Source organism: Streptomyces flavofungini, assembly GCF_030388665.1.
Lineage (GTDB): Bacteria > Actinomycetota > Actinomycetes > Streptomycetales > Streptomycetaceae > Streptomyces > Streptomyces flavofungini_A.
The window spans coordinates 8704758-8728767 of sequence record NZ_CP128846.1 but is presented as its reverse complement, the minus strand read 5'-3'; the positions used below and the strand labels follow the sequence as shown (position 1 = coordinate 8728767).

Annotated in this window: 24 protein-coding genes and 1 pseudogene; 13 read left to right on the top strand and 12 right to left on the bottom strand. The window is 73.1% G+C overall.

Features of this window, described 5'->3' with window-relative positions; translation table 11 throughout:
* Nucleotides 1-160: 160 nt before the first annotated feature.
* From QUY26_RS37865 to QUY26_RS37855, 3 genes are read left to right on the top strand one after another with little or no spacing between them, the layout of a single operon-like run.
* A complete protein-coding gene (locus QUY26_RS37865) occupies nt 161-1006 on the top strand; it encodes a helix-turn-helix domain-containing protein (RefSeq protein ID WP_289954840.1) in 846 nt (281 codons plus the stop codon).
* Complete coding sequence (locus tag QUY26_RS37860; RefSeq protein ID WP_289954838.1) at nt 1003-1797, top strand: SAM-dependent methyltransferase; 795 nt, start codon at nt 1003-1005, stop codon at nt 1795-1797. The genes QUY26_RS37865 and QUY26_RS37860 overlap by 4 nt, the downstream gene beginning before the upstream one ends.
* Nucleotides 1794-3323: a helix-turn-helix domain-containing protein gene (locus QUY26_RS37855; protein ID WP_289954836.1), complete on the top strand. Its 1530-nt coding sequence runs from the start codon at nt 1794-1796 to the stop codon at nt 3321-3323. The genes QUY26_RS37860 and QUY26_RS37855 overlap by 4 nt, the downstream gene beginning before the upstream one ends.
* 31 nt (nt 3324-3354) lie before the next feature.
* On the opposite strand, the gene QUY26_RS37850 is transcribed toward QUY26_RS37855, so the two are convergent.
* A complete protein-coding gene (locus tag QUY26_RS37850) occupies nt 3355-4224 on the bottom strand; it encodes an alpha/beta fold hydrolase (RefSeq protein ID WP_289956369.1) in 870 nt (289 codons plus the stop codon).
* 221 nt (nt 4225-4445) lie between these two features.
* Here QUY26_RS37850 and QUY26_RS37845 point away from each other — a divergent pair, with 221 nt between their 5' ends.
* On the top strand, nt 4446-5132 hold the full coding sequence (locus QUY26_RS37845) for a TetR/AcrR family transcriptional regulator (RefSeq protein WP_289954834.1): 687 nt from the start codon (nt 4446-4448) through the stop codon (nt 5130-5132).
* A gap of 85 nt (nt 5133-5217) precedes the next feature.
* Nucleotides 5218-5832: a DUF2867 domain-containing protein gene (locus QUY26_RS37840; protein WP_289954832.1), complete on the top strand. Its 615-nt coding sequence runs from the start codon at nt 5218-5220 to the stop codon at nt 5830-5832.
* Here QUY26_RS37840 and QUY26_RS37835 read toward each other — a convergent pair.
* Nucleotides 5829-6362, bottom strand: coding sequence for a DUF3291 domain-containing protein (locus QUY26_RS37835; protein ID WP_289954830.1), 534 nt, complete (start codon nt 6360-6362; stop codon nt 5829-5831). The genes QUY26_RS37840 and QUY26_RS37835 overlap by 4 nt on opposite strands.
* 384 nt (nt 6363-6746) lie before the next feature.
* Between QUY26_RS37835 and QUY26_RS37830 the strand changes: the two genes are divergently transcribed.
* Both QUY26_RS37830 and QUY26_RS37825 read left to right on the top strand, forming a co-directional pair.
* On the top strand, nt 6747-7919 hold the full coding sequence (locus tag QUY26_RS37830) for a trypsin-like serine peptidase (RefSeq protein ID WP_289954829.1): 1173 nt from the start codon (nt 6747-6749) through the stop codon (nt 7917-7919).
* A gap of 434 nt (nt 7920-8353) precedes the next feature.
* Nucleotides 8354-9817 (top strand): carboxylesterase/lipase family protein, encoded by a 1464-nt coding sequence (locus QUY26_RS37825; RefSeq protein ID WP_289954827.1) that lies wholly within the window; start codon nt 8354-8356, stop codon nt 9815-9817.
* Here the strand turns inward: QUY26_RS37825 and QUY26_RS37820 are convergent.
* The 7 genes from QUY26_RS37820 to QUY26_RS37790 form a co-directional block, all read right to left on the bottom strand.
* Entirely contained in the window at nt 9762-10766 is a 1005-nt protein-coding gene (locus QUY26_RS37820; RefSeq protein ID WP_289954825.1) for an MASE1 domain-containing protein, read from the bottom strand. The two genes, QUY26_RS37825 and QUY26_RS37820, sit on opposite strands and share 56 nt — an antisense overlap.
* 195 nt (nt 10767-10961) lie before the next feature.
* Nucleotides 10962-11468 carry a hypothetical protein gene (locus QUY26_RS37815; protein WP_289954823.1) on the bottom strand — a complete coding sequence of 169 codons (507 nt, stop codon included), beginning with the start codon at nt 11466-11468 and terminating at the stop codon, nt 10962-10964.
* A 239-nt stretch (nt 11469-11707) separates the two neighbouring features.
* On the bottom strand, nt 11708-12475 hold the full coding sequence (locus QUY26_RS37810) for an ABC transporter permease subunit (RefSeq protein ID WP_289954822.1): 768 nt from the start codon (nt 12473-12475) through the stop codon (nt 11708-11710).
* Nucleotides 12472-13407: an ATP-binding cassette domain-containing protein gene (locus tag QUY26_RS37805; RefSeq protein ID WP_289954819.1), complete on the bottom strand. Its 936-nt coding sequence runs from the start codon at nt 13405-13407 to the stop codon at nt 12472-12474. The genes QUY26_RS37810 and QUY26_RS37805 overlap by 4 nt, the downstream gene beginning before the upstream one ends.
* Nucleotides 13408-13525: 118 nt before the next feature.
* On the bottom strand, nt 13526-14191 hold the full coding sequence (locus tag QUY26_RS37800; RefSeq protein ID WP_289954817.1) for a response regulator transcription factor: 666 nt from the start codon (nt 14189-14191) through the stop codon (nt 13526-13528).
* Entirely contained in the window at nt 14188-15390 is a 1203-nt protein-coding gene (locus QUY26_RS37795) for a sensor histidine kinase (protein ID WP_289954815.1), read from the bottom strand. Before QUY26_RS37795 ends, QUY26_RS37800 begins: the two co-directional genes overlap by 4 nt.
* A 39-nt stretch (nt 15391-15429) precedes the next feature.
* The gene (locus QUY26_RS37790; RefSeq protein WP_289954813.1) at nt 15430-16332 is read right to left on the bottom strand and encodes a MerR family transcriptional regulator; all 903 of its coding nucleotides are present in this window, start codon (nt 16330-16332) and stop codon (nt 15430-15432) included.
* A 99-nt stretch (nt 16333-16431) separates the two neighbouring features.
* Between QUY26_RS37790 and QUY26_RS37785 the strand changes: the two genes are divergently transcribed.
* The gene (locus tag QUY26_RS37785; protein ID WP_289954811.1) at nt 16432-17103 is read left to right on the top strand and encodes a molybdopterin-dependent oxidoreductase; all 672 of its coding nucleotides are present in this window, start codon (nt 16432-16434) and stop codon (nt 17101-17103) included.
* Nucleotides 17104-17206: 103 nt separating this feature from the next.
* A complete protein-coding gene (locus tag QUY26_RS37780) occupies nt 17207-17770 on the top strand; it encodes a cysteine hydrolase family protein (protein WP_289954810.1) in 564 nt (187 codons plus the stop codon).
* 21 nt (nt 17771-17791) lie between these two features.
* On the opposite strand, the pseudogene QUY26_RS37775 reads toward QUY26_RS37780, so the two are convergent.
* A pseudogene (locus QUY26_RS37775) lies at nt 17792-17944 on the bottom strand (IS630 family transposase); the annotation flags it as partial.
* Nucleotides 17945-18221: 277 nt separating this feature from the next.
* Between QUY26_RS37775 and QUY26_RS37770 the strand changes: the two are divergent.
* Nucleotides 18222-18764: a DUF1707 SHOCT-like domain-containing protein gene (locus QUY26_RS37770; protein WP_289954806.1), complete on the top strand. Its 543-nt coding sequence runs from the start codon at nt 18222-18224 to the stop codon at nt 18762-18764.
* Between the two features lie 79 nt (nt 18765-18843).
* On the opposite strand, the gene QUY26_RS37765 is transcribed toward QUY26_RS37770, so the two are convergent.
* Both QUY26_RS37765 and QUY26_RS37760 read right to left on the bottom strand, forming a co-directional pair.
* Nucleotides 18844-19254: a TM2 domain-containing protein gene (locus tag QUY26_RS37765; RefSeq protein WP_289954804.1), complete on the bottom strand. Its 411-nt coding sequence runs from the start codon at nt 19252-19254 to the stop codon at nt 18844-18846.
* Between the two features lie 187 nt (nt 19255-19441).
* A complete protein-coding gene (locus QUY26_RS37760; RefSeq protein WP_289954803.1) occupies nt 19442-20221 on the bottom strand; it encodes a DeoR/GlpR family DNA-binding transcription regulator in 780 nt (259 codons plus the stop codon).
* Between the two features lie 171 nt (nt 20222-20392).
* Between QUY26_RS37760 and QUY26_RS37755 the strand changes: the two genes are divergently transcribed.
* The 3 genes from QUY26_RS37755 (at nt 20393) to QUY26_RS37745 (ending at nt 23871) form a co-directional block, all read left to right on the top strand.
* The gene (locus QUY26_RS37755) at nt 20393-21277 is read left to right on the top strand and encodes an SIS domain-containing protein (RefSeq protein WP_289954802.1); all 885 of its coding nucleotides are present in this window, start codon (nt 20393-20395) and stop codon (nt 21275-21277) included.
* Between the two features lie 19 nt (nt 21278-21296).
* Nucleotides 21297-22154 carry a class II fructose-bisphosphate aldolase gene (locus tag QUY26_RS37750; protein ID WP_289954800.1) on the top strand — a complete coding sequence of 286 codons (858 nt, stop codon included), beginning with the start codon at nt 21297-21299 and terminating at the stop codon, nt 22152-22154.
* Between the two features lie 358 nt (nt 22155-22512).
* Nucleotides 22513-23871, top strand: a complete 1359-nt coding sequence (locus QUY26_RS37745) for a cytochrome P450 (protein WP_289954798.1) — start codon at nt 22513-22515, stop codon at nt 23869-23871.
* Nucleotides 23872-24010: the final 139 nt, after the last annotated feature.

Here is a 24010-nt window from a genome sequence, read left to right as displayed (position 1 = left end):
ACGTCAACTCCAGCCGAAGCAAGCTCAGGCAGTGCACGGCGACTTGACCGGTTTCCCGTCGGCTGTCGCCATGGACATACTCAAAGGGTTGCGCACACAGATTGCAAGCGACAAGGTGTGCACTGTCCGCAAGTTGCGGAGAGTGTCGGAAGGAGGGTCCTTGGCCCGCGAAAGGTCAGGTCCGACCCTCGCGCATCTCGTTCTGGCCACCCGGCTCAAGATCCTTCGCGAGGCGGCGGGGCTGTCGCGCAAACAGGCCGCGGACGCCCTCGGCGCCCACCCGGTCACGGTCCGCCGGATCGAGCAGGCCCAGACGTCCCTGGACGAGGGCCAGGTCCGCTCGCTGCTCGGGGCGTACGGGGCACCTGACGCGGAGATCGAGGAGTTCCTCGGTAAGCTCGCGACCGCCAACCTGCCCGGCTGGTGGCATCCGTGGCGCACGGTCATGGACCCCTGGCAACTCGACCTGATGAGTGTGGAATCCGCGACCAGCATCATCCGCGCCTGGGAACCGGCCCTCGTCCCCGCCCTCTTACGCACCCGGGACTACGCCCGCGCCGTCGACGACGCCCTGCGACCCGACCTGTCGGCCGCCGCCAAGGAGGCCCGCACCGAACTCCTGATGGTGCGCCAGGAGCGGCTGCGGACCCAGCAGACCCGGATCTGGGCGCTGATGTCGGCCGTGGCCCTGCACACCCGCGTCGGCGACGACCGGGTCATGACCGAGCAGTTGACGGCCCTGCGGGCCGCCGCCGAGCGGACGGACGTGACCTTGCAGGTCCACCCCCTCGACGGCCCCCCGCACGCCCTCACCGGAAAGCCGGCCATCACCATCTACCGCGTCGAGGCACCGGAGATCCCCGACCGGGTGGTCCGGGAGGGCGGCCCGGTCGGCGCCGCCGACATCTGGGACGCGCCCACGACCGTGACCGACTACCGCCTGCTCCTTGACTACTCCTGCGCCACCGCCCTCCACCCCGACAAGTCGAAAGAGGCACTGTCATGACCGAGCCGACAGACCCCCTGCAGATCGACACGTCCGTCGCCCACAGCGCGCGGGTCTGGAACTACTGGCTGGGCGGCAAGGACTGGTTCCCCGCGGACCAGGCCGCCGGTGACGCCTACCGCGACAAGTACCCCATGATCGAGCCGATGGCCCAGGAGTCCCGCGGCTTCCTCATCCGCAGCGTCACCTGGCTGGCGCGGGAGGCGGGCATCAGGCAGTTCCTCGACGTCGGCGCCGGGCTGCCCACGGCCAACAACACCCACGAGGTCGCCCAGCGCATCGCGCCCGACTGCCGCGTGGTGTACGTCGACCACGACCCGCTCGTCCTGCTGCACGTCCACGCGATGCGCAAGAGCACGCCCGAGGGCGCGATGGACTACGTACTCGCGGACATGCGGGACACCGACGCCGTCCTGGAGGGCGCCGCCAAGACCCTGGACATGGCCCGGCCCATCGCCTTAGTGATCAATGACGTCCTCGGTCACATCGTGGACTGGGACGAGACGCTGTCGCTGGTGCGCCGGCTCGTGGCCCGGCTGCCCTCGGGCAGCTACGTGTCCCTGAGCCACTCCACCGCCGCGGACGAGCGGCACCGGGAGGTCCAGGAGGAGTACAACAACTCCGGCGCGATCCCCTACATCTTCCGGGAGCCGGAGCAGACGATCGCCTTCTTCGACGGCCTCGAACTCGTCGAGCCCGGCTATGTGTCCTGGCCCAACTGGCGGCCCGACGCCACCACCGGCCGGCTCACGGAGCGGGCAGGGTGGGGCGGGGTCGCCCGGATCTCATGACGACGGGGGGCGCGGGCCGCCCGCAGCACCCCGCGGGACCCGCGCCCACCCCCGCCGCACAGGACCCGTCGGGCCAATGGGCGCAGCGCCTGACGCGGGCGGCGGCACGCTCGGGGGCCGTCCTCGTCGCCGAGGCCGCCGCGCTCGCCGACGGCTGGGCCGTCCTCGTGGACCCCTCGGTCGGCGCCGTCCACAGCACCCCCCGCACGGCGGGCCCCGACGGGGAGCGGGCCGCCGCCCACCCCCAGGCGCACGCGCACCTCACCGTCCGGCACGTGGGCGACGCCTCCGGCTCCGTGCTCGTCGTCGGACCCGGGCGGACACCCGGTGCCCACGTCGCGCTCATCGCGCAGGCCACCGCCGACCTGCTGCGGGTACGGGCCAGGCGGGCGGACGACGTGCGCGGCACCGAGCAGCGCCTGCACGCCGCCGTGCTGAACCTCCTGCTGCACGGCCAGCACGCCCTGGCCGTCTCCGTCCTGGGCGACGGCACCGCGACGCACGCCACGGTCTACCGCCTCACCGGGCGCACCGTGCACGCCGCCTACCAGACCCTGTGGCGCGCGGCGCAGCCCGGAGCGGTGCTCGGCGGCCCCCGGATGCTGGTCTGCCTCGAGGGGACGGAGCTGGTGGCCGTCGCCCGCCACGGCGGACAGGACGACCACACGTCGGCGCGCACGCTCATCACGCGCATCGCCGAACGGCACCAGCTGGCCGGGGGCGCGGCGGAGCCCGCCCCCCTCGACATGTTCGCCACCGCCTGGGCCGAGGCGGGTGCCGCCCGGCACGGCGCCACCCCGGGCCGCCTGGCCGTCGCGAGCGGCCTCGGCGCCGACGGGCTGCTCCGGGTCGTGCCTGCCGACCGCCTCGGCGTCTGGTCCGCGGCCGTGCTGCGGCCCCTGGACCGGGAGCAGCGCCGGACCCTGGAGGCGTGGCTGCGATCGGGCTCGGCGCTGACGGCCGCGCCCGCCCTCGATGTGTCCGAGGGGACGGTGCGCGCGCGACTGCGGGCCGCCGCGGCCCTCCTGGCCGTGGATCTCGACCACCCCACCGTGCAGGCGCAGTTGCTGCTCGCGCTGCGTGCCCCGGCCGCTCCCCTGCCGGTGTCCACGCAGGCCGCCGCCCCGATGACCGCCCCGGTCCTGCCCGTGCCTCCGGCCCGGTCGACCGCGCCGCCCCGGCTCCGCACCGACCCGCCCCTGCCCACCGAACTGCTCAGCAGGCAGGACGCCGTCCGCTGGGCGTCGGGGCTGCTCGAACCGCTGGACACCCGCTTCCGCATCACCCTGCGCTGCTGGCTGCGGCACCGGGGCCGCACCGCGCCCGCTGCCGCCGAGCTGGGGCTGCACCGGTCCACCCTCACGGCCTGGCTCGCCGAGTGCGGCAAGCTCCTGGACCTGGAGCTGTCGTCGGCGACCACCAGGGCCGAACTGCACCTGGCGGTGGAGACGACGGCGACGCCCGAGGAGGTGCCTGAGGCGCTGCCGCGCCGGGGCGGCAGGACGTACCGAGGAGTTCGGCGGTAGGCGGACCGCCGTACGCCTCACCCTGCGGCGATCACGATCGGGCGGAGGCCAGGAACGGCGCGGCGAGCTCGCCGAGGACCCGGGCCGCCGGGGCCGGGTGGGTCAGCCACTTCAGGTGGCTGCCCGCCAGGGTGCGGACATCGTAGGGATTGTCCGGGGTCAGCGCGTCGCCCTCGCGGATCAGCCGGTCCTGCAGGGCTAGCGGCAGACTCGTGTCGTCGGCGAGGCGCACATAGGTCCTCGGGATCCGGCCCCAGGTCGCGGCCTGCGCCCGGTCGGCGGATGTGCCGACGTCCAGGTTCTCGTCGGGCTGGAAGGTGTTGAGGAAGGTCAGGAACTCCTCGTCGGTGCCGTCGGCGAGGAAGGCCGCCTTGAACGCCGCGAGGGCGGCCGGATCGGCGGTGCGGAAGTTGACGCGGAGCAGGCCGAGTTCGGCGGGGTTCCCGGCCATCGCGAGGGCCAGGGAGGCGGCGTCGACGTCGGCCATCTCCGGCGCGGCGTAGTAGTCGCTGACGTCCAGGTCGACCGGGCACCAGGCGGAGACGTAGACGATGCGGTCGATGAGGTCCGGTCGCGCGTTGGCCGCGGCGGTCGCCGTGATGCCGCCGCGGCTGTGCGAGACGAGTATCACCGGGCCGTTGCGCTTGGCCCGCTCCAGGATCCCGATCAGATGGGCGGCGTTGTCGGCGAGCGTGACGCCCTTGATCCCGCCGGGTGCGGCGGCGAGCCCCTCCGGGTCCTGCGGCGCCTGATAGGCACGGGTGTACGTCGCGGCGAATCCGTGACCGGGCAGGTCGACGGCGACCGAACGGTGGCCGAGGAGGCCCAGTTCGGCCTGGAGCGGCGCGAAGGAGAAGGAGTTCGCGAAGGCTCCGTGCACCAGGACGAAGGTCGGCTGCATCTGACTGCTCACTTTCCGGCCCCACGGTGTCGGCGCTGCGCGCGACGCCGGGCGACCTGGTTTCCGGTTTCCGGCTGCGCACCCTACCTGCGCGTTCGCCCGAGGATCCCCCTCCGCGGTAACATACACACGTGCATGTATGGCTGCTGGCGAGGGAGGGCCACCGGCCTTCCTGCAGCGGGACTTCGGTCATCCGACGCGGCGAACCGAGCGGAGCAGCCATGCGAACCCCGGACGTGCGAGGCGAGGCGGTGGAGGACGTGCGCGGCGGGGCGCGGGAGAGTCCGGCCGCGGCGGCCGGTCCCGGCCGTCGCCGCGCCACCCAGGCCGACCGCAGCGCGCGCTCGCGCGCCGCGCTGCTGGAGTCGGCCGCACGGGGCCTGTCCCGCTACGGCTACGGCCACCTCAAGCTGGAGCAGGTGGCCCGCGAGGCGGGTTACACACGCGGTGCGCTCTACCACCAGTTCAAGGACAAGCAGGATCTGGCCCTGGCCGTGTGCGCGTGGTTCCGCGAGACCTACTGGCACGAGGTGGCGCGTTTCGTCGAGCAGGAGCCGGAGCCCGTCGCGGCGCTGCTCACCCTCGCGCGCGGCCACGCCGTCTTCTGCCGGCGCGACGTGGCGCGCGTTCCGATCGCGCTGCGCCTCGAGTTCAGCGGCCAGGACCATCCCGTCGGGCGCGAGGTCGAGCGGAACTACGAGACCCTCCTCACCCGCTGCGCCAACCTCATCGACGCCGGTCGCGCGGCGGGCACCATCCCGCCGGGCCGGCCGACCAGGGCCCTCGCACTCGCCTTCGTCGGCGCGCTCGAAGGCACCGTGATCGCGCTGGCAGGCCAGGCCCCGGACGACGAGCTGTTCGCGGCCCGGGCCGTCGCGGGCGTGCTCGGCGTCGCTCACTCGCCGTAAGGCGGCTCCGTACGCGACCTCGTACGCCCCGAAGGGCTCACTCCCGCGCCGTCATCCACGAATCGAGCAGACGGAGGTTCCCCGCATGAAACTCCCCGACACCGCGCACACGTCGCGGCCCTGGCGGGTCCACGAGATCACGAGCGACTTCCGGCTCTACGACGTGTGGGCCCTGCCGACCCCGGGAGGCCCCGACGACTTCCCGCACCTGGTGCGGCAGACCGCTGGCGGCGACACGTCCGACAACCCGTCCCGGATCGCCCGCGCGCTCTTCGCGATCCGCTGGAAGCTCGGGAAGCTGCTCGGCTGGGACAAGGCCGACTCCGGTGTCGGCACCCGGGTGGCGACGCTGCGGGACCGGCTGCCGGACGATCTGCGCGAGGGCCCCTTCGGGCCCGAGTTCGACCGCCTCCCCTTCCGCTCGGTCTTCCTCACGGACGACGAGTGGGCGTCGGAGGTGAGCAACCGGACCATGCACGGGGTGTTGCACCTGGGCTGGGTCCCCGACGGCAAGGGCGGCTACCGCGGCCAGCTGGCCGTGCTCGTCAAACCGAACGGCCTGTTCGGTAAGGCCTACATGGCCGCGATCGGGCCCTTCAGGCACCTGCTGGTCTATCCGCCCCTGATGCGGGGCATCGCCGCCGAGTGGCGGGCCGACCCGCCGCCGAGCGCCGGGCCCGCGGCGTCGGAGAAGCCTTAGCGGCCAGGGGCCCCGGCCGGCGTTCCGTCCGGGGCGAACGAGTGCCGGAAGGTGAAGGCGTGCGGCGCGGGGCCGTGGTCGTGAAGGTGCTCCAGCCTGGAAACTCCGTCCTGCCAGGTGGGTATCGCGCCGTCGGGGACCCACCAGCACACGTAGTTCGGGTGTTCCGTCCGCTCGAACCAGTCGTGACGCCTGTTCAGCGCCTCGCGGTGCACACCCGTGTAGATGGCGTCGAAGGCGGGGCGCGGGCCGGTCCAGAGGGAGAGGGTCGCGTCCAGGGCGGCGGTCTCCGCCGTACGGCCCTTGCTGTACCAGGTCGGCACGGTGAACTCCCCCCACACACCCCAGTCCACGTCGAAGTGTGTGCCCCGGGCGCGATCCGCCGCCTCAGCGCGAGCGACGTACCCGGGGTGCCGGCTGATCGTCCGGTAGACGACCTCGCCGCTGTCGCGGAGTTCACGCGTGAGGGGGGTCGGATCGGCGAGAGGTGACTTCAGGACGCCGAAGGTGTACAGCGCGAGATGGGGCATGCGTCTCTCCCTGGTCGGGGGTGCCTGATGTGGACCCGGTGCGGCCGCTCGCGCATGGGGCGGGGGCTCCTCGGGCCGTGACGGACTCACCCCGTCACGGGTGGCACAGCTCGAGGAACTCCCCCGCGACCGTGGGCGATCGCCGAACGCCAGGTGAAGGTAGCTGCCTGCGAGGACCCTGTCGAAGTTGCGTTTCCCGCGCCCAAGTGGCCTCCCGTACGGGCCCGCACAGGTCCGGGGGACGACGGGCGGGAGTGGCCGACCCCCGCCGGTGACCAGTGGCCGGTACACCTCTCCCGTCTTGTCATGTCCACACCTACCTTGGTGGGGTCGAAGCGGTCGCGCGCAGCGGTCCGCTTCCGGCCGACCCCCATGGAGGCAACCGTGTTGAGACGCATCATCGTGGCCGCCGCGCTCGTGGCCACGTCCGTCCTCGTCCCCGTCGCACCGACGGCGGCGGGCGACGCCGCTCCGCCGCGCGCCGAGACCGCGCCGATCCCCACGGTCGGCGAGGAGAAGGCGGTGGACCTCGGGCTCGGCTCCGCCGGAGCCCCGACCCGACAGCGGATCCGCCACCCCGGAGCGGCGTACGTCAAGGTGCACTTCGCCCGGCTCGACCTCGCCCCCGACGCCTACGTGACGGTCGCGGACCCGACCGGACGCGAGGTGCACACCTACCGCGGCGACCCGACGCGCGGGGCCGCCGCCCACGACGACGCCGGGTACACCCGGCACGGCCGCACCGGCTTCGCCGCCATGTCGGTCGACGGGGACACCGCCGTGGTCACCCTGCACACCCGCGGCAAGCGGGGGTCGCACGTCACGATCGACCGCTACTGGCGCGGCTACTCCGAGGCGGAGATCACCGCCGAGAACCCGCGCAGCGTGTGCGGCGCCGACGGCCGCAGGGACGCGGTCTGCTACCGCACCAGCCATCCCGCGCAGTACGCCGCCTCGCGCGGCGTGGCCCGCATGCTGAAGAACGGCGGCGGCTGGTGCACGGCGTGGCGCGTCGGCCGCGGCAACCACATGATGACCAACAACCACTGCGTCAGGAACCAGGCCGAACTCGACACCATGGAGGTGCAGTTCGACTACGACTGCGCGACCTGCGGCGGCAACGATCCGCGCCCCGGGACCAAGGTCGGCGCGAACGCCCTGCTCCGCACCTCACCGGCCCTCGACTTCTCGCTGTTCAGCGTGGACGACTTCGACCGGATCACCCAGTTCGGCACCCTGTTCCTGGAGACCCGGGCGCCGGTCTCGGGCGAGCGGGCCTACATCGCCGGCCACGGCGACACCAAGCCGAAGCGCATATCGATCTACGAAGAGGGCGACGGCGGCACCTTCTGCGGGATCCGCAACCCCCAGCTCGGCACCGAGGACGTCGGGTACTCCTGCGACACCTCGGGCGGCAACTCCGGCTCCCCGGTCCTCGCCGGTGCCTCCCACAAGGTGATCGCCCTGCACTGGGGCGGCTCCTGCCCGCACAACGTGGGCACGCGCATGGACAAGATCTATCCGCAGATCCAGGACCTGGTGGACAACAGGCCCTGACCGACGGCAGCGGTCCCGCGCTGTGAGGGGTTGAGGGCGAGGGCGGCCCGAGGAGTTGCTCGGCCCAGCACGACCGACCCAACTCGCCCCGCCCTGACGGGATTTCACATGAACGTACGACTCGCCGCCCCCGCCGTCGCCCCGAGTTCGTCATCGCCTGGAGCGACGCAAGCAAGGGCCGCCGCATCGGCTCCCTGGCGGCCGACCGCCGTCTGAGCGGGGTCGGCACCGACCTGGACCACCCCGAGAGCCAGGCCAGGTGGGTCTCGAACCGGACGTTCCGACCGGGGCGCCCTGAACCGGCGTGCCGACCAGGGTGCCCCGGCCCTACGGCCCGTAGTCCGTTCGTCCCGGATCGGCGACGTGTCGGCGGGCACCCCCCCCCCGAGGGAAGGCAGACCGGCGTGAACGCTTCTGCTTCTGGTTCTGAGCGCGTGTCCGACGTCCGTACGGAGTGCGGGACGGTCCGCGGGCGGTGGGAAGGCGAGGTGGCCGTCTTCCGGGGGATCCCCTACGCACAGCCGCCCATCGGCGCCCTTCGCATTGCGGCGCCGGTGCCGGCGCTGCCGTGGGAGGAAACGCGGCACGCCGACGAATTCGGCGAGTCCCCTCCGCAGTCCCGGGCGTTCGGCCCCATGGGAGGGCCCGGGTCCACGGCGGCGTCCGGGGACTGGCTGACGGTGAACGTCCGGACACCCGACCCGGGCGCGGCGGCGGGCCTGCCCGTGCTCGTGTGGATCCACGGCGGGGTCTACCTGTTCGGCACCTCGGCGGGGCCGACCTATGACGGCACGGCGCCGGCCCGGCGCGGCACCGTGGTCGTCACGTTCAACCACCGCCTGGGAGCCGAAGGTTACGGGCACTTCGAGGGCGCGGTACCCAACCGCGCCCTGCTCGACCAGGTGGCCGCGCTCCAGTGGGTGCGGGACAACATCGCGGCCTTCGGCGGCGACCCGGGCCGGGTGACGCTCTTCGGGGAGTCCACGGGTGCGGGCGCGATCGCCGCGCTCCTCGCCATGCCCCGCGCGTCCGGGCTCTTCCACCGGGCGGTGGCGCAGAGCGTGCCGGGCCCCTTCTACGGCACCGCGCCGGCCGCGGACATCGGAACCGCCGTGGCGGCCGAGCTGGGATCAGCCCCGACGTCGGCCGCCGTGACCGCCGCGACCCCCGACGCCCTGCGGGACGCCGCCGACGCCGTCCTGCACAAGATCGCCCCGTACGAGCCCCGGTGGGGCCGGGCCGCCCGCGCGCGCATGCCGTTCGCGCCCGTCGTCGACGGTGAGGTGCTGCCCCGTGCGCCCTGGGAGGCGCTCCGGGCGGGGCAGAGCGCCGAGGTGACCCTGATGGCCGGTCACACCCGCGACGAGACCCGGCTGTTCACCGTCCTGTCGGGTCGACTCGGCGTCGTGAGCGAGGAGGAGGCCGCCGACACCTTGGCGTGGTTCGCTCCCGGGGACGCCGGTCGACACGCATACCGCACGGGGCCCGCGGCGGCCGATCCCACCGCGCTGCGGGACCTGGTGATGTCGGACTGGGTGTTCCGCATGCCCAGCCTCCATCTGGCCCAGGCGCACGCCGAGGGCGGCGGCACCACGTACGCGTACGAACTCACCTGGGAGGCGACCGGTCTCGGCGGCGTCCTCGGCGCCTGCCACGGGCTCGATGTGCCGCTCGTCTTCGGCACATTGCGCGACGGGATCGCCCACGGCCGCACGCCCCGTCCAGGGACGTGGCCGCAGGCCGAGCTGTCGTCGAGGTGCCCGCTGTCCCAGCCGACTCCGGCGGCGGCCGGGCCGCAGGTGTCCCCGTGGTCCGGGCCGTGGACGCGTTGCCGCCGTGCGGTCAGGTCGCGTCCTTGTTCCCGGCCTCCGCCTGTCTCCCCGTCGGCAGGCCCTTGAAGGGCGTCAGCTGGGGGACCAGCTCGGAGAGTTGGAGGTGGACGCGGGCGAGCTGGTCGTGGCTGCGATTGCGCTCCGCCACGACCGTGGCGAGGACCAGGGACGTCAGGGCGGCGGATCCGTTCAGAGCCTGGAGGACGAGCATGCGGGTCGCGACGTCGTGCCCGGTGAACGGGCCGGTGCCCGCGGCGGCCGCGGGCACGGCGAGCACGGACACGAGGAGCGCGCAGGCCACGCCGCCGAGGATCTGGAAGCGGTAGGCGGCCCAGATGAGGAACGGGAAGACCAGGAACGACAGGCTGAGCGAGGTGCGCGTCGCGAGCAGCGTGACCGCGGCCGTGGCCGCCGCGAGGGCCGCCGCCTCGGCCCAGCGTGCCACGGGGACCCGCCGCGGCCACGAGGCGCCGAACAGCACCAGAAGCAGCGGCGTGACGAGCAGGACCCCCATCGCGTCGCCCGTCCACCACACCGACCAGGTCGCCCGGACGCGGCCAGGACGCAGCGCGCCCGTGACGGCGAGGACCGCGGTGCCGACCGTGGCGCTCACCAGCATGCCGGTCAGGGCGCCCAGGAAGACCAGGGACAGCGTGTCGCGCAGCGCCGTGAGTGTCGGGCTGAAGCGGACCTGGCGCAACAGCAGGACCGCGCACACGGGGGCCAGCGTGTTGCCCGCGGAGATGCCGGCGAGCGCCCAGAGGGAGGGACCGAAGGGCCAGTTGACGAGGACGGCGCCGAGGGCGATCGCGGGCCACATCCGCAGTCCCCACAGGAGCAGCGCGGCCACGGCGATTCCGGTCGGCGGCCACAAGGGAGTGACCTGCCCGCGCACCACTTCCAGGAGCAGACCGCAGCGGCCCGCGGCGTAGTAGGCCGCCACCACCGCGGCCAGGCGCAGGACGCGGTCGGCGTGGTGGCCGGTCGGGAGGGATGCGCTGCGCCGCAGTGCCAACCTGGGCTCCGGGGATGTGCTGGGGGCCGGGCGAGGGGTGAACCGGCGTCGTGCGTACGGGATGTAACGATTCCACGCTAGCGCCCTTGTGACCCGCGCCGTCCCGCAATGGGTCGGTCCGTCCGGTCCTTTCGGCGGGTCCGCGCCCCCGGGCCCGCCCCATGGAGTTTGTGGGCGACCGGGCGCGGCCCCGGTTCAGCATGGGGGCGTCGACGCGGCCCACGCGCCGCGGTAGGCGAGGCGGAGGCGGCCGTCCGCGGTGCGGTGCAGGTCCAGGCCGTGGTCGTCGTCGCCTCTGGCCGGGAGCGACGCGAGGGCGACGGGGGCGGGTTCGAGGTGGCCCGCGTGGGAGACGGGCAGCCAGGCGGGTGCTCCGGCCGACGACGGTTCGATGTAGTCGGTGACGGCGAGGCTGACGCCGCCCGGGTCGGTGGTGACGCGCAGCCGGTAGCGGGACAGGGCGCTGTGCCCGACGAGGTAGTGCGCGGCGACGGTGGCCGCGTCGCTCATGCGGCGGGCCAGCGGGGGCGGGGCGCCGATCGCGACGAGCAGGCTGTGGGCGGCCTCGCCGATGAGGGTGTGGGTGCGCTGGCCGCGGTCGGCCTCGACGGTCAGGGACAGGCGCGGCGGTGTCGGCTCCGGCGCGTCCGGCGCGTGCGCGGCGCGGGGCGATCTGGTGCCGGGGTGGGCCGTGCTGGACATCTCGGGCTCCCGCTGCGGGGTGAGGGTGTCAGGCCGCGAGAGGCGGGGCCAGTTCAACGCCTCTCGCGGCCGCGTCTACAGCAATGGCCGGGGTCCGGGACCAGGCGGAAAACCTAGGCCGCGCGGCCTTGGCTGCCTAGGCACGTACTCAGCCATTCGGAGACGAACTGAGCCAACACGGTTGCATATACGGCGAATTGACGAGGGCGATCGCGAACCGGCTCGACGAAACGGTACGTTCACACGTCGCGCCCCCGCAGTCGCCGCGCGGCGACTGCGAGCAGCAGCGTGCTGTAGGCCGCCACCAGGGCCAGCGACGGCCACGCGCCCAGGGAGCCCACCGCCTGCGGGCCCGCGTCGGAGGTCTGGGTCAGCTTCTCCAGGGCGGCAGTCGGGGACGCGCCCGCGATCCACCTCCGGGCGTCACCGAAGAGGGGGCCGAACAGGGAGGGCAGCAGCAGGAGCGCGACGACGGTCGTCACGGCGCCGACGGAGTGCCGCAGCAGGGCCCCGATCGCGAGGCCGAGGACGCCGACGACGGCGAAGAGCGCGGCGATGCCGAACAGGGCGGGCAGGGGTTCGCCGCGCGCGTACTTTCCGTCGTCCAGGATCGCGCCGCCGAGCAGGTACGCCACCGTGCAGGAGACGAGCGCGATCCCGTACAGGAGGACGGTGAGCAGGACTGCTTTGGCGGCGAGGACCCGGCCGCGGCGGGGCACGGCGGTGAGGGTGGAGGTGACGGTGCCGCTGGCGTACTCGCCGCACACGGTCAGGGCTCCCGCCACGCCCGCGATCATCAGGGACACGACGCTGAGGGTGAGGCTGCCGCCGAGGACCGTGTCGTCGGGCTGCAGGCTGCCGCTGACGCCGACGAAGACCGCGCCCGCCATGGTGACCAGGCCCGTCGCCGCCGTGGTCCAGCGGGTCGAGCGGAGGGTGGCGAACTTGGTCCATTCGAAGGCCAGGGCGGCGCGGAAGCCGGGTGACCGGCCGGTGGGCGTGCTCATGATGCGGTTTCCTCCGTCTCGGGGGTGGTGCCGCGGTATTCGACCGAGGACCGGGTCATGGCGGTGTAGACCTCCTCGAGGGAGGAGAAGACCGGCGTCAGTTCGTGGACGGCCAGGTGGTGTGCGCGGGCCAGCTCGCCGATCCGCGCGGTCGGGAGGCCGTCGACGCGCCAGGCGCCCCGCGCGTCCAGGCGCACCTGCGCGCCGTGCGCCTCCAGGAGGGCGCGCATGCGCTGTTGCTCGCCGTCCGCGGCTCGCACCCGGGTGCCGCCCCGCGAATGGTCCTCGATGAACGTCCGCATGCCGGTGTCGGCGAGCAGCCGCCCCTGTCCGATGACGATGAGCCGGTCGGCGGTCAGCTCCATCTCGCTCATGAGGTGACTGGAGAGGAAGACCGTGCGGCCCTGTGCGGCGAGTCGTTTGAGGAGGTCACGGATCCAGCGGATGCCTTCGGTGTCGAGTCCGTTGACCGGCTCGTCCAGGATCAGCACGGCCGGATCGCCGAGCAGCGCGGCGGCGATGCCGAGGCGCTGCCCCATGCCCAGGGACAGGCCCTTGGCCCGCTGGTCCGCGACCCCGTCGAGGCCGACCTGGTCGAGGACCTCGGCCACGCGCCGCCGGGGCAGGGCGTTGGAGCGGGCCAGGCCGAGCAGGTGGCCGCGCACGGTGCGCCCGCCGTGCACGGCGCGTGCGTCCAGCAGGGAGCCGACCTCGCGCAGGGGCGCGGCGAGCCGGTCGTAGCGGTGGTCGTTGACGGTGACGGTGCCCGCGGTCGGCGCGTCCAGGCCGAGGATCGTGCGGATGGTGGTCGACTTGCCAGCGCCGTTCGGGCCGAGGAAGCCGGTCACCACGCCGGGCCGGACGGTGAAGGTGAGCCGGTCGACGGCGGTCCTCGCGCCGTATTTCTTGGTGAGTTCCCGTACTTCGATCATGCTGTCGACGCTACGGACGCGGGGTGATGCCGGACATCTGCCGCGGGGAGTCGGCGACTACTTCCCCGGGAGTAGCCGCACGTGGCAGCGCGGGGTGGCGGCGTTCGCCGGGCCGGTGTCAGCTCTCGCCGGGCCGTACCAGAGCGGTCTCGTAGGCGAGCACGACCAGCTGTGCCCGGTCGCGGGCGCCCAGCTTGGTCATCGTGCGGCTGACGTGTGTCTTCGCGGTGAGCGGCGACATCAGCAGGCGCGTGCCGATCTCGGCGTTGGAGAGTCCGCGCCCGACGAGCGCGAGCACCTCGCGCTCGCGGTCGGTCAGTGGCGCCAACCGCTGCCGGGCCTCGGCCCGCGGGCCCTGCGAGCGGGCGAACTCCTCGATGACACGCCGGGTCACGGCGGGCGCGAGCAGGGACTGACCGGCCGCGACCGTGCGGATGGCCGCGCGCAGGTCGTCCGGGTCGACGTCCTTGAGCAGGAAGCCGGCGGCTCCCGAGCGCAGGGCCTCGAAGACGTACGCGTCGGCTTCGTAGGTGGTCAGGACGAGGACGCGGACGCGGTCCAGGGACGGGTCGGTGGCGATGCGGCGGGTGGCCTCCAGGCCGTCGACGCCGGGCATGCGGATGTCCATGAGCACGACGTCGGGCCGGGTGGTGCGGGTCAGCTCGACCGCGGCCCTCCCGTCGGCGGCCTCGGCGACCACCACGAGATCGTCCGTGAGGTCGAGCAGCGCGCGGAAGCCCGCCCGTACGACGTTCTGGTCGTCGGCGAGCAGGACCCGGATCACGGCGCCTCCAGGGGAAGCACGGCGCGCACGCGCCAGCCGCCGCCCGGGACGGGCCCCGCCTCGGCGCTGCCGCCGGCCGCCGTGGCGCGTTCCCGCACGCCGATCAGGCCGTAGCCCTCGCCGGCCGCGGCCTGCGCGGGCGGTCCGTCGTCGGTCGTCTCCACGACGAGGGCGTCGCCGTCCGGGCGGTCCGCCGCCAGGACGACCGAGACGGCCGCGTGCCGGGCCCCCGCATGCTTGATCACGTTGGTCAGTGCCTCCTGCACGATCCTGTACGCCGCCAACTCCACCATCTGCGGCACCTCCCGGCGACCGGTGTCCACGTGCAGCGACACCTTCAGCCCCGCTCCCCGCACCCGCTCCACCAGCTCCTCCAGGCGTTCCAGGCGCGGCGCGGGCCCCCGCTCGGGCTGCCGCCCGTCGCGCAGCACTCCGACCGTCGCCCGCAGTTCCCGTACCGCTTCCTTCCCCGACGCCCTGACCTGCCGCATGGCCTCGCGCGCCACGTCCGGCCGCTTGTCCAGCGCGTCCAGTGCCAGCCCGGCCTGCACGGTCATCGCCGACACGGTGTGCGCGACCACGTCGTGCAGCTCGCGGGCGATCCGCACCCGTTCCTGGTGCACCTTGCGCCGGCTCTCCTGCTCCCGCTCGGCCTCGGCGCGCACCGCCCGGTCCGCGTACTCCTGCAACAGCTCCCCGCGCCCGCGCACCACCTCGCCCAGGAGCAGCGGCACGAGCGGCCAGAGCATCTCCAGGAGGGGCGCGCCCTGGGGCTGCGCCACGTCGATGCCCGCCACCACCGACACCGCGCCCGACGCGACTGCGGCGACGGCTGCCGCGCGCAGGGTCCGGCGCCGGTCGCCGCGCACGGCGAGCGCGTACAGCGCCGCCATCACCGGCAGGTTCAACAGTTCCCCGATGTGTCCGTACAGCGCCCAGCCCGCGCACGCCGCGCCGGTGATCACGCTGACGGCCACCGGCCACCGGCTGCGCACCAGGAGCGCCGCGACGGAGACGCCGAACAGGAGCCAGGTCAGCCAGTCGGCCTGGCGGTAGGCGGGGTCGTTGACCGCTGCGTCGGCGCCGGTGAGCACCGCGACCACCGCCGCCACGACGAGGTCCGCCACCGTCGGGGAGAGCGGCCACAGGGGCCACCGCAGGCGGCGCGGGCCGGGGAGGACAGGACTCGGAGGGGTCACGTTGCGAACGATAGGCCGCTGGTCGGCGTCCCGCGTACGTCATCGGGAGTACGTTGTGCCGTACTCGGCGATGACGCCTTCCGCCAGCCAGCAGTGTGTCGTGCCCAGGCTCGGGCCGGGGGCGGTGGTGAGGGCGTCCAGGTGCTGCCGGTAGCGGCGGATCATGGGGACGGTGGTCCGCACGCCGGTGGCCATGAACGCGCGGAAGCCGGGCGTGTCCTCGTGGTCGAGGGCGCGGGCGCAGGCCCGGCAGAAGGCGTCCAGGGCCTCGCACCGCTGCGGTGCGCGCCCGGCGGCGACGGCGGGCGCGGCGCTGTCCGAGGCGTCCAGGAGCGCCGCGTACATCGATGCCTTGTCCCGGACGTGGGGTGCGGCCCAGTAGTCGAGGAACGCGGGCTCCGCCACGAGCAGGTGCAGTTCGGCGTAGGCCAGGACGGCTTCGGGGGTGGGGGCGAGGGGCAGTTCGGGGACGGCGCGGGCGGTGACGGCGTCGGCCAGGCGCGGCGGCAGGCTCGCGGGCAGGGCGCGCTGCCACGCCCGGGTGAGGTCCGCGGTGTCCGGCGGTCGGTGCAGGACGCCGGCCAGCAGGCGCAGACGGCGCAGCCGTTCCGGGCCGTGGCACTCGTCCAGCGCCCGCAACGCCGCCTCGCGCCAGCGCAGTTCCGCCAACCGCGTGCGCGTGCTCTCCAACTGCCCGGCCACCAGCTCGCCGAGACCGGACTCCCCCGCCGCCAGCTCGGCGATGACCGCGATCGGCACGTCCAGCGCACGCAACTGCCGTACCAGCTGCAGTTGGTCCAGTGCCTCGGGCGGGTAGCGGCGATGCCCTCCTTGGCTGCGCGGGGCCGTCGGCAGGAGGCCGATGTCGGTGTAGTAGCGGATGGCCTTCACGGAAAGGCCCGTGCGCGCGGCGAGTTCCCCGATCGACCGAGTGCCGTCCATCCCAGCCCCTTGAATCTCCCGTGCGGTGGAGGTCCTAGCGTACGGAGCACCGGACCACGCCGTCCCTGACACCGAGCCGCACCCCACGCGAGGAGCGACATGGCGCTTCCCCCCGGCCAACGTGCCGTCGCCGGATTCCCCCGCTTCGGCACCCATCTGCACCACCCGCCGCCGCCCGTCCCCGCCGACCCGGTGATCGAGCTGGTCGGAGCGCTGACGAAGGGCGTCACCCTGTCCGTGGCCGACCTCGCCGAGCTGCCACGACGGGAGCTCGGGGCCGACTTCCACTGCGTCGCGGGGTGGTCGGCGACGGGCCTGCTGTGGGAGGGGGCCAGGTTCGAGGCCGTCTACCGCGGCCGGGTCGAACCGCTGCTCGTGCCGGACGCGTCCGTCAGCCACGTCGTCTTCGAGGGGCTCGACGGCTACCGGTCGGTCGTGGTGCTCGAGGACGCCCTGGCCGACGACGTCCTCATCGCCGACCGCCTCGACGGGCGGCCGCTCGACGGCGACCACGGTGCTCCGGTGCGGCTGGTGAGCCCCAGCCAGTACGGCTTCGTCAGTACGAAGCACCTCTGCCGCGTCGAGTTCCACACCTCCCGGCCGCCGGACCCCGACCGGTGGTCGCCCATCGCCGCGCACCCCAGGGCGAGGGTGTGGAGCGAGGAACGGCACCGCCGTCTCCCCGGCCGTGTGGTGCGGCCGTTCTACCGGACGCTGATCGGGCCGATCCGCAAGCTGAGCGCGCGAGGAAGTCGCAACGGGCCGCGCTGAGACGGCCCGACGGGCACGCCGGGCCCGGGTCGGGGCCGCGTAGGATCCGAAGATCACAACCCGGATCGTTACGACGCCGGCCGACTTCGTTCCTGGAGGCGACATGGGCAGCGCTCTTCTCGTGATGGACATCCAGCAGGCCATCGTGGACATCGCCGACGACGGCTCCGGGTATCTGCCACGGCTGCGCAGGGCGATCGACGGGGCCCGTGCGGCGAACATACCCGTGATCTACGTCGTCATCGCGTTGCGTCCCGGCTTCCCTGAAGTCGGCACGCGCAACAAGCCGTTGGCCGCCATCGCGCAGGCCGGTCTGTTCGTCGAGGGCGCCCCGGGGACCGAGATCCACCCCGAGGTCGCGCCCCGCCCCGGCGACGTGGTGGTCACCAAGCGGCGGGCGAGCGCGTTCTCGGGCAGCGACCTGGACGTGGTCCTTCGGGCCCGCGGCATCGACGACCTCGTGGTCACCGGCATCGCCACCAGCGCCGTGGTGCTGTCCACCGTGTGCCAGGCCAACGACCTGGACTTCGGCCTCACCGTCCTCTCCGACGGCTGCCTGGACACCGACCCGGAGGTGCACCGGGTCCTCGTCGAGCGGCTGTTCCCGCAGTGGGCCGACGTCGTCACCATCGACGACTGGGTCAAGGCGATCGCACCGCGCTCCTGAGGTTTTCGGTTCGGGGTGACGTCATGGCGGTGTCGTGATCAGTCCGGTCCCGGCGATGAACCCGTCGAGCAGGCCGCGCCGGTACTGCATCCGCTCGAGGCGGGTGCGGGCCGGCTCGGCGAGGGCGTCGAGCCCGCAGGGGGGCGGGTTGCCCAGGCTCGCCTTCAGGTCAGCGCACAACTCGGCGGCCTCGAACCGCACTTGTTCCCGCCGAGCCCGCCGCTTCGCGGTCAGGCCGCCCCCATCGGGATACCGCGTGACACCGGACCACACCCACGACCGAAAGCACCGTCACCCCGAACCGAAAGCCTCAGCAGCGGGCCGCGCGGACGTCGGCTTCGGCCACGGCGACCGCCCCTGCACGGACTGGCACATGCCCGGCAAGGAATCAGCAAGGCATCGGCAAGAGTTCAGCCTGCGGCTTCGCCGGTGCCGACGCTATCGTGACGGCATGTCCTCCGTGCCAGAAAACGTATCGCCGCGGGTCACCGAAGTGGACCGCGACTCGGCTGTTCAGCGCCTGCAAGAGGCGTTCGCCGAGGGGTTGATCCCTCAGGACGAGATGCACGCGCTGCTCCAGGCCGCGCTGACCGCCACGACCCGGGCCGAGTTGGCGTCGGCCCTGGCGTCGCTGCCCGAGGAGGACGCGGGGCCGACGGTCGTCGTGAACGCCGCCGGCGGACTGATCCACCGGCGCGGCAGGTGGCACGTGCCGCGGAACTTCAAGGTCACCTCCCGGATGGCGAAGGTGTACCTGGACCTGTCACGGGCGGTCATCGAGTACCCCGTGGTCAACATCGAGTTGCATCTGGGGTACGGCTGGGCCCGGATCGTCGTACCGCCCGACGCGACGGTCGACTACGAGGAACTGACCGCCGAATGGAAGCAGCCGAGCTACCGGGCACCGCAGCACAGCGGCTCGAAGGGGCCACGCGTCCGGATCTTCGGGACCATGGGGCACGGCCGGTTGCGCGTCAAGCACGGCCGCGGCTGAGGGCGCGGCCGCCCGGCGCGGCACACGAGGAGCGCCCCGGCCGACGAGTCGGGCCGGGGCACGGGCGGTGCCGTGGGCCTCAGCCGCGCAGGACGCGGCCCTCGGCATCGGTCTTGCCGTTGCTGACGATCATGAGGATCCCGTCGAAGAGCGACCAGACCCCGAGTCCGCCCAGGGTGATGAGCTGGCAGACGGCCATGCGGTTGTGGCCGGTGTAGAAGCGGCCGATGCCGAGCGGGCCCAGGACGATCGAGAGCGCTCCCGCCACGATCTTGGACTTGTCGGAGTAGGGCCGCCCGAACGGGTCGTAGCCGTACGGGGCGTTGGTGTCGGGTGCGCCGCCGGGGGCGCCGACGCCCGGGGCCGCGCCCGGCCGTGGCGCCGGAGCCGCGCCCGGCCGGGGCGTGCCGGCGTGGTCGCCACGGGGCTCCGCCTGGCCCAACTGCTTGATTTCCTGGCCGTACTGGTTCTTCGGGACCGGGTGGCTCACGAGTGTGTTCCTCCGAGCGATCGTGGTGGGGGACTCTACCCATCGCGAGGGGCATCACCCTGGGAACCCCCGTGCCGCAGTGACAGATCCTGACCATGCTGGTCAATCAGAGTCCCCATTGTCCAGTGCAGTTCTGGACGTTCGAGGCACAAACTTTGCCGGACCTGCCGCAACATCCTCGCACAATCTATGCAGTGACGACCGCCACTCCCGCCTCCACGAACCGTGCGGCCGTCTCCTCGGGGACGGCCGTGTCGGTCACCAGCGTGTCCACGCGCCCCGTCTCGCAGATGCGGGCGAACGCGCGACGGCCGAGTTTCGTCGCGTCGGCGGCGACCACGACCCGCGTGGCGCTCTCGCACAGCAGCCGGTTGATGGCCGCCTCGTCCTCGTCGTGCGCGGTCGCCCCGTGCGCGACGTCGAAGGCGCCGACGCCGAGCACCGCGACGTCCAGCGTGATCTGGCCGAGCACCCCGCCGGCCAGCGGACCCGTGAGCTCGTACGACTGCGGGCGGGCCACCCCGCCCGTCACCACGATCTTGAACTGCGGCCGCACGGCCAGCTCGTTGGCGATGTTGAGGGCGTTGGTCACGATGGTCAACGCCGGTGATCCGGCGGCCAGTTCGGTGCGCACGGCGAGCGCACGCGCGACTTCCGTGGTCGTCGTACCGCCGGTCAGGCCGACCGCCTCGCCCGGGGCGACGGAATCCGCCACCGCCTTGGCGATCCGCTGCTTCTCCGAGGCCTGCCGGGCGGTCTTGTAGCGCAGCGGCAGCTCGTACGAGACGCCGTGGACGACCGCGCCGCCCCGGGTGCGCACCAGCATCTGCTGCTCGGCGAGCTGGTCGAAGTCCCGGCGGATGGTCGCGGTGGAGACGGCGAGCTCCGTCGCCGCCTCCTCGACGTCCAGACGCCCCCGGTCGACCAGCAGTTCAAGCAGCGCCTGCCAGCGGGCATCGCGCGACATCCGGACCCTCCACTCACTCCCGACCCGGCGTTCCCAGTCGGTTCCACTCACTGTCCGTAACGACCTTAACGCACGAGCGGATGCTTGATTGTGCTCGAAACATAGCTATAGGTTGCAGAAACAATCATCCAGGCGCCAGGGGGCGCCAGACTCACAGGGTGGAATCCGGCCATGAGCCATGCCGAGAACGAACTGATGACCCAGCCCGAGTGCTGGACGCGCGCCGCCGGTCTCGCGGTGCGCCACAAGGACGCGCTGCCCTCTCCCGGCGAGCGCGTCGCCGTGGTGGGCTGCGGGACCTCCTTCTTCATGGCGCAGGCCGTCGCCGCGCTCCGCGAGGGCGCGGGCCTCGGCGAGACCGACGCCTTCGCCGCCTCCGAGTTCCCCGCGGCGCGCTCGTACGACCGGGTCGTCGCCCTGACTCGGTCCGGCACCACGACCGAGGTGCTCGACCTGCTCGCGCGGCTGCGCGGCTCCGTCCGTACCACCGCGGTCACCGCCGACCCGGACACCCCGGTGATGACCGCGGCGGACGACCTCGTGGTCCTCGACTTCGCCGACGAGCGGTCCGTCGTCCAGACCCGCTTCGCCACCACCGCGCTGACGCTGCTCCGCGCCCACCTGGGTCTGCACACCGAGCAGGCCGTCGCCGACGCCCGCACCGCGCTCGCCCGGCCGCTGCCCGCAGGGCTCGTGGAGTGTTCCCAGTTCACGTTCCTCGGCCGGGGCTGGACCAACGGCCTCGCCCAGGAGGCCGCCCTGAAGATGCGGGAGGCGTCGCTGTCCTGGACCGAGGCGTACCCGGCCATGGAGTACCGGCACGGGCCCATCAGCATCTCCACCGCCACCACCGCGACCTGGATGATCGGCACGGCGCCGACGGGGCTCGCCGATGAGGTCCGGGCGACCGGCGCGCTGTGGGTCGAGGGCACCCTCGACCCCCTGGCGGAACTCGTGCGCGCCCAGCGCCTGGCCGTCGCGGTCGCCGCCTTCCGCGGCCTCGACCCGGACCAGCCGCGCCATCTGCGCCGCTCCATCGTCCTCGACGGCCACTGACCGGGACGGGAGAAACCAGATGCCGCTGGCACAGACCGGCGCTCTCGTCGCCGAGGCCACCGCCAAGCGCCGCGCCGTCGCGGCCTTCAACATCATCACCCTCGAACACGCCGAGGCCGTCGTCGCCGGGGCCGAGGCCGCCACGTCCCCGGTGGTGCTCCAGATCAGCGAGAACGCGGTCAGCTACCGCTACGGACGCATCCTGCCGCTCGCCCGCGCCGCGCTCGCCCTCGCCGAGGCGGCGACCGTGCCGGTCTCCCTGCACCTCGACCACGTCACGCAGGACGCCCTGCTGCGGCAGGCGGCCGACGCCGGTTTCAGCTCCGTGATGTACGACGCGTCGCAGCTGCCCTACCACCAGAACCTCACCGCGACCCGCGCCGCCGCCGACTGGGCGCACAGCCAAGGCCTGTGGGTCGAGGCGGAGTTGGGACAGGTCGGCGGGAAGGGCGGCAAACCTCCCCTGGACGCGCACGCGCCCGGCGCCCGCACCGGCCCCGAGGAGGCGTGCCAGTTCACCGCCGAGACCGGCGTCGACGCGCTCGCCGTCGCCATCGGCAGCTCGCACGCCATGACCTCCCGCACGGCGGCCCTCGACCACGCCCTGCTCGCCCGCCTGGACGAGGCCCTGCGGGTGCCCCTGGTCCTGCACGGCTCCTCCGGAGTCCCCGACGACGAACTGGCCAGGGCGGTCTCGGGCGGCATCGCCAAGGTCAACATCGGCACGGCCCTGAACATCGCCATGACCAACGCGATCCGCGCCTACCTCGCCGAGCACCCCAAGGCGGTGGACACCCGCAGCTACCTGACGGTGGGCCGGCAGGCCATGACCACGACGGCGACGCGACTGATCGGGGTGCTCAACGCGGACGCCTAGCGAACTCCTCCCACTGGACAGTGGATCCGAGGCGGCAGAGCCGACGCTCCGGCTCTGCCGCCTCCTGCTGTGCTGCCAACTCCGGGGCGGTCCGGGCGCGTCGACGGGCCCGCGATCCAAGAAGCGTGGATTTTCGAACACCGTACGGGGCATGCTGCTCCGAAGGCCGAAGCCACTCGCGCTCGTCGAGCGGACCGCGAGGGCTCGCGCGCGGCGACGCGCCGACGGCGTACCGCCGGGCGTCGGACACGTGCCCATGACGCGCCGACGGCGCAGCGACGGCCCGTCCCCACACTGCGACGACTCACGAGGGGCGCACACAGCACGCATCCACGTAAGGATCGGAGACGAAAACCGCATGAGCACAACCGCACAGGGAACGCAGTGGCTCGCCCAACAGGTCCGCTGGGCCCTCGGGCACGCCCTGCCCCGCCTTGCCATCGCCGGAGCGGCACGGCGGGACGAGCTCCACAGCCAATTCGTGGCCCAGTCCAGAACCCCCGACCCCACGGGCGCGGGTGACGGACGGCTCCACCAACTGATGGACCGCATCCGCGACCAGGGCCCCCTGCATCACGGCCGGTACGGCTACGTCACGGCCTCCCACGCCGTCGTCAGGGAAGTGCTCAGCAGCAACGACTTCCGCACCGGGATCATCCCCGAGGGCACCAGCCCGCTCGCGCGCCTCGCCGCCTGGTCCGCCGCGAACGCGCCGATGGGACCGCTGAAACCGCCGTCCCTGCTGGTCACCGAACCGCCCGAGCACACCAGGTACCGCAAGCTCGTGACCCGGGTCTTCTCCGTCCGGGCGGTCCAGCAGCTGCGCACCCGCACGGAGAAGATCGCCGATGAGCTCCTCGGTGACCTCCGGCGTGGCGAGCCCGGTGCCGCGCCCGTGGACCTGGTCGCCTCGTACTGCAGTCTGCTGCCCGTCACGGTGATCGCCGAGATCCTCGGTGTCCCACAGTCCGAGCTGCGACGCCTGCGGGCCTACGGTGCGGCACTCGCTCCCAGCCTCGACTACGGACTGTCCCGGCGCCGGTTCCGTGCCCTCGAACACTCGCTGATCAGCTTCGACCACTGGCTGGGGCACCACATCGAGCGGGTCCGGCGCGAGCCCGGCGACAACCTGCTCAGCCAACTGGTCGCCGCCCGCGACGAGGACGGCGGCGGCCTGACGGACGTGGAACTCCGGGCCACCGCCGGGCTGGTGCTCGGTGCGGGCTTCGAGACCACGGTGAATCTGCTCGGCAACGGCATCGGGTTGCTGCACCGCCATCCCGACCAGCGTGACGCGCTCGGCGACGACCCCACCCTGTGGCCGAACGCGGTGGACGAGATGCTGCGGTTCGACCCGCCCCTGTTCCGCACCGGACGGACCGCCGCCCGCGACACCACCGTCGCCGGACACCCTGTCCCCCAAGGAGCGGCCGTCTCCCTGCTGCTCACCGGAGCGAACCGCGACACCTCGGTGTTCACCGAGCCGCACCGGTTCGACATCACCAGGGCCAACGCCAAGGACCACCTGTCCTTCTCCGCCGGCCGCCACTACTGCCTCGGCGCGGCCCTCGCCCGCATGGAGGGGGAAGTCGGGCTGCGCATTCTCCACGAGCGCTTTCCACGGCTCGCCCTGACGGCGGGCGCCCGTCGTCGCGGGACCCGCATACTCCGCGGCTATGAACGCCTGCCCGCCCGCCTGGAGCCGACCCCGGCCTAGCCGCTTCTCACCGCTTTCACGTCCCGAAACGGGCAAACTTCTGCACACTGCTGTCAAGTGAAAGGGGAAGTTCATGTTCCGAAGTACCTCGGAGCTGCAGACTTTCCCTTTCATTTGATGTCACACAAGGAGATCCATT

Coding starts and splice junctions, on each gene's coding strand:
- QUY26_RS37860 (WP_289954838.1), top strand. CDS start 1,003: ATGACCGAGCCGACAGACCCCCTGCAGATCGACACGTCCGTCGCCCAC.
- QUY26_RS37845 (WP_289954834.1), top strand. CDS start 4,446: ATGCGAACCCCGGACGTGCGAGGCGAGGCGGTGGAGGACGTGCGCGGC.
- QUY26_RS37835 (WP_289954830.1), bottom strand. CDS start 6,362: ATGCCCCATCTCGCGCTGTACACCTTCGGCGTCCTGAAGTCACCTCTC.
- QUY26_RS37770 (WP_289954806.1), top strand. CDS start 18,222: ATGTCCTCCGTGCCAGAAAACGTATCGCCGCGGGTCACCGAAGTGGAC.
- QUY26_RS37745 (WP_289954798.1), top strand. CDS start 22,513: ATGAGCACAACCGCACAGGGAACGCAGTGGCTCGCCCAACAGGTCCGC.
- QUY26_RS37780 (WP_289954810.1), top strand. CDS start 17,207: ATGGGCAGCGCTCTTCTCGTGATGGACATCCAGCAGGCCATCGTGGAC.
- QUY26_RS37750 (WP_289954800.1), top strand. CDS start 21,297: ATGCCGCTGGCACAGACCGGCGCTCTCGTCGCCGAGGCCACCGCCAAG.
- QUY26_RS37785 (WP_289954811.1), top strand. CDS start 16,432: ATGGCGCTTCCCCCCGGCCAACGTGCCGTCGCCGGATTCCCCCGCTTC.
- QUY26_RS37855 (WP_289954836.1), top strand. CDS start 1,794: ATGACGACGGGGGGCGCGGGCCGCCCGCAGCACCCCGCGGGACCCGCG.
- QUY26_RS37810 (WP_289954822.1), bottom strand. CDS start 12,475: ATGAGCACGCCCACCGGCCGGTCACCCGGCTTCCGCGCCGCCCTGGCC.
- QUY26_RS37755 (WP_289954802.1), top strand. CDS start 20,393: ATGAGCCATGCCGAGAACGAACTGATGACCCAGCCCGAGTGCTGGACG.
- QUY26_RS37790 (WP_289954813.1), bottom strand. CDS start 16,332: ATGGACGGCACTCGGTCGATCGGGGAACTCGCCGCGCGCACGGGCCTT.
- QUY26_RS37815 (WP_289954823.1), bottom strand. CDS start 11,468: ATGTCCAGCACGGCCCACCCCGGCACCAGATCGCCCCGCGCCGCGCAC.
- QUY26_RS37850 (WP_289956369.1), bottom strand. CDS start 4,224: ATGCAGCCGACCTTCGTCCTGGTGCACGGAGCCTTCGCGAACTCCTTC.
- QUY26_RS37760 (WP_289954803.1), bottom strand. CDS start 20,221: ATGTCGCGCGATGCCCGCTGGCAGGCGCTGCTTGAACTGCTGGTCGAC.
- QUY26_RS37840 (WP_289954832.1), top strand. CDS start 5,218: ATGAAACTCCCCGACACCGCGCACACGTCGCGGCCCTGGCGGGTCCAC.
- QUY26_RS37805 (WP_289954819.1), bottom strand. CDS start 13,407: ATGATCGAAGTACGGGAACTCACCAAGAAATACGGCGCGAGGACCGCC.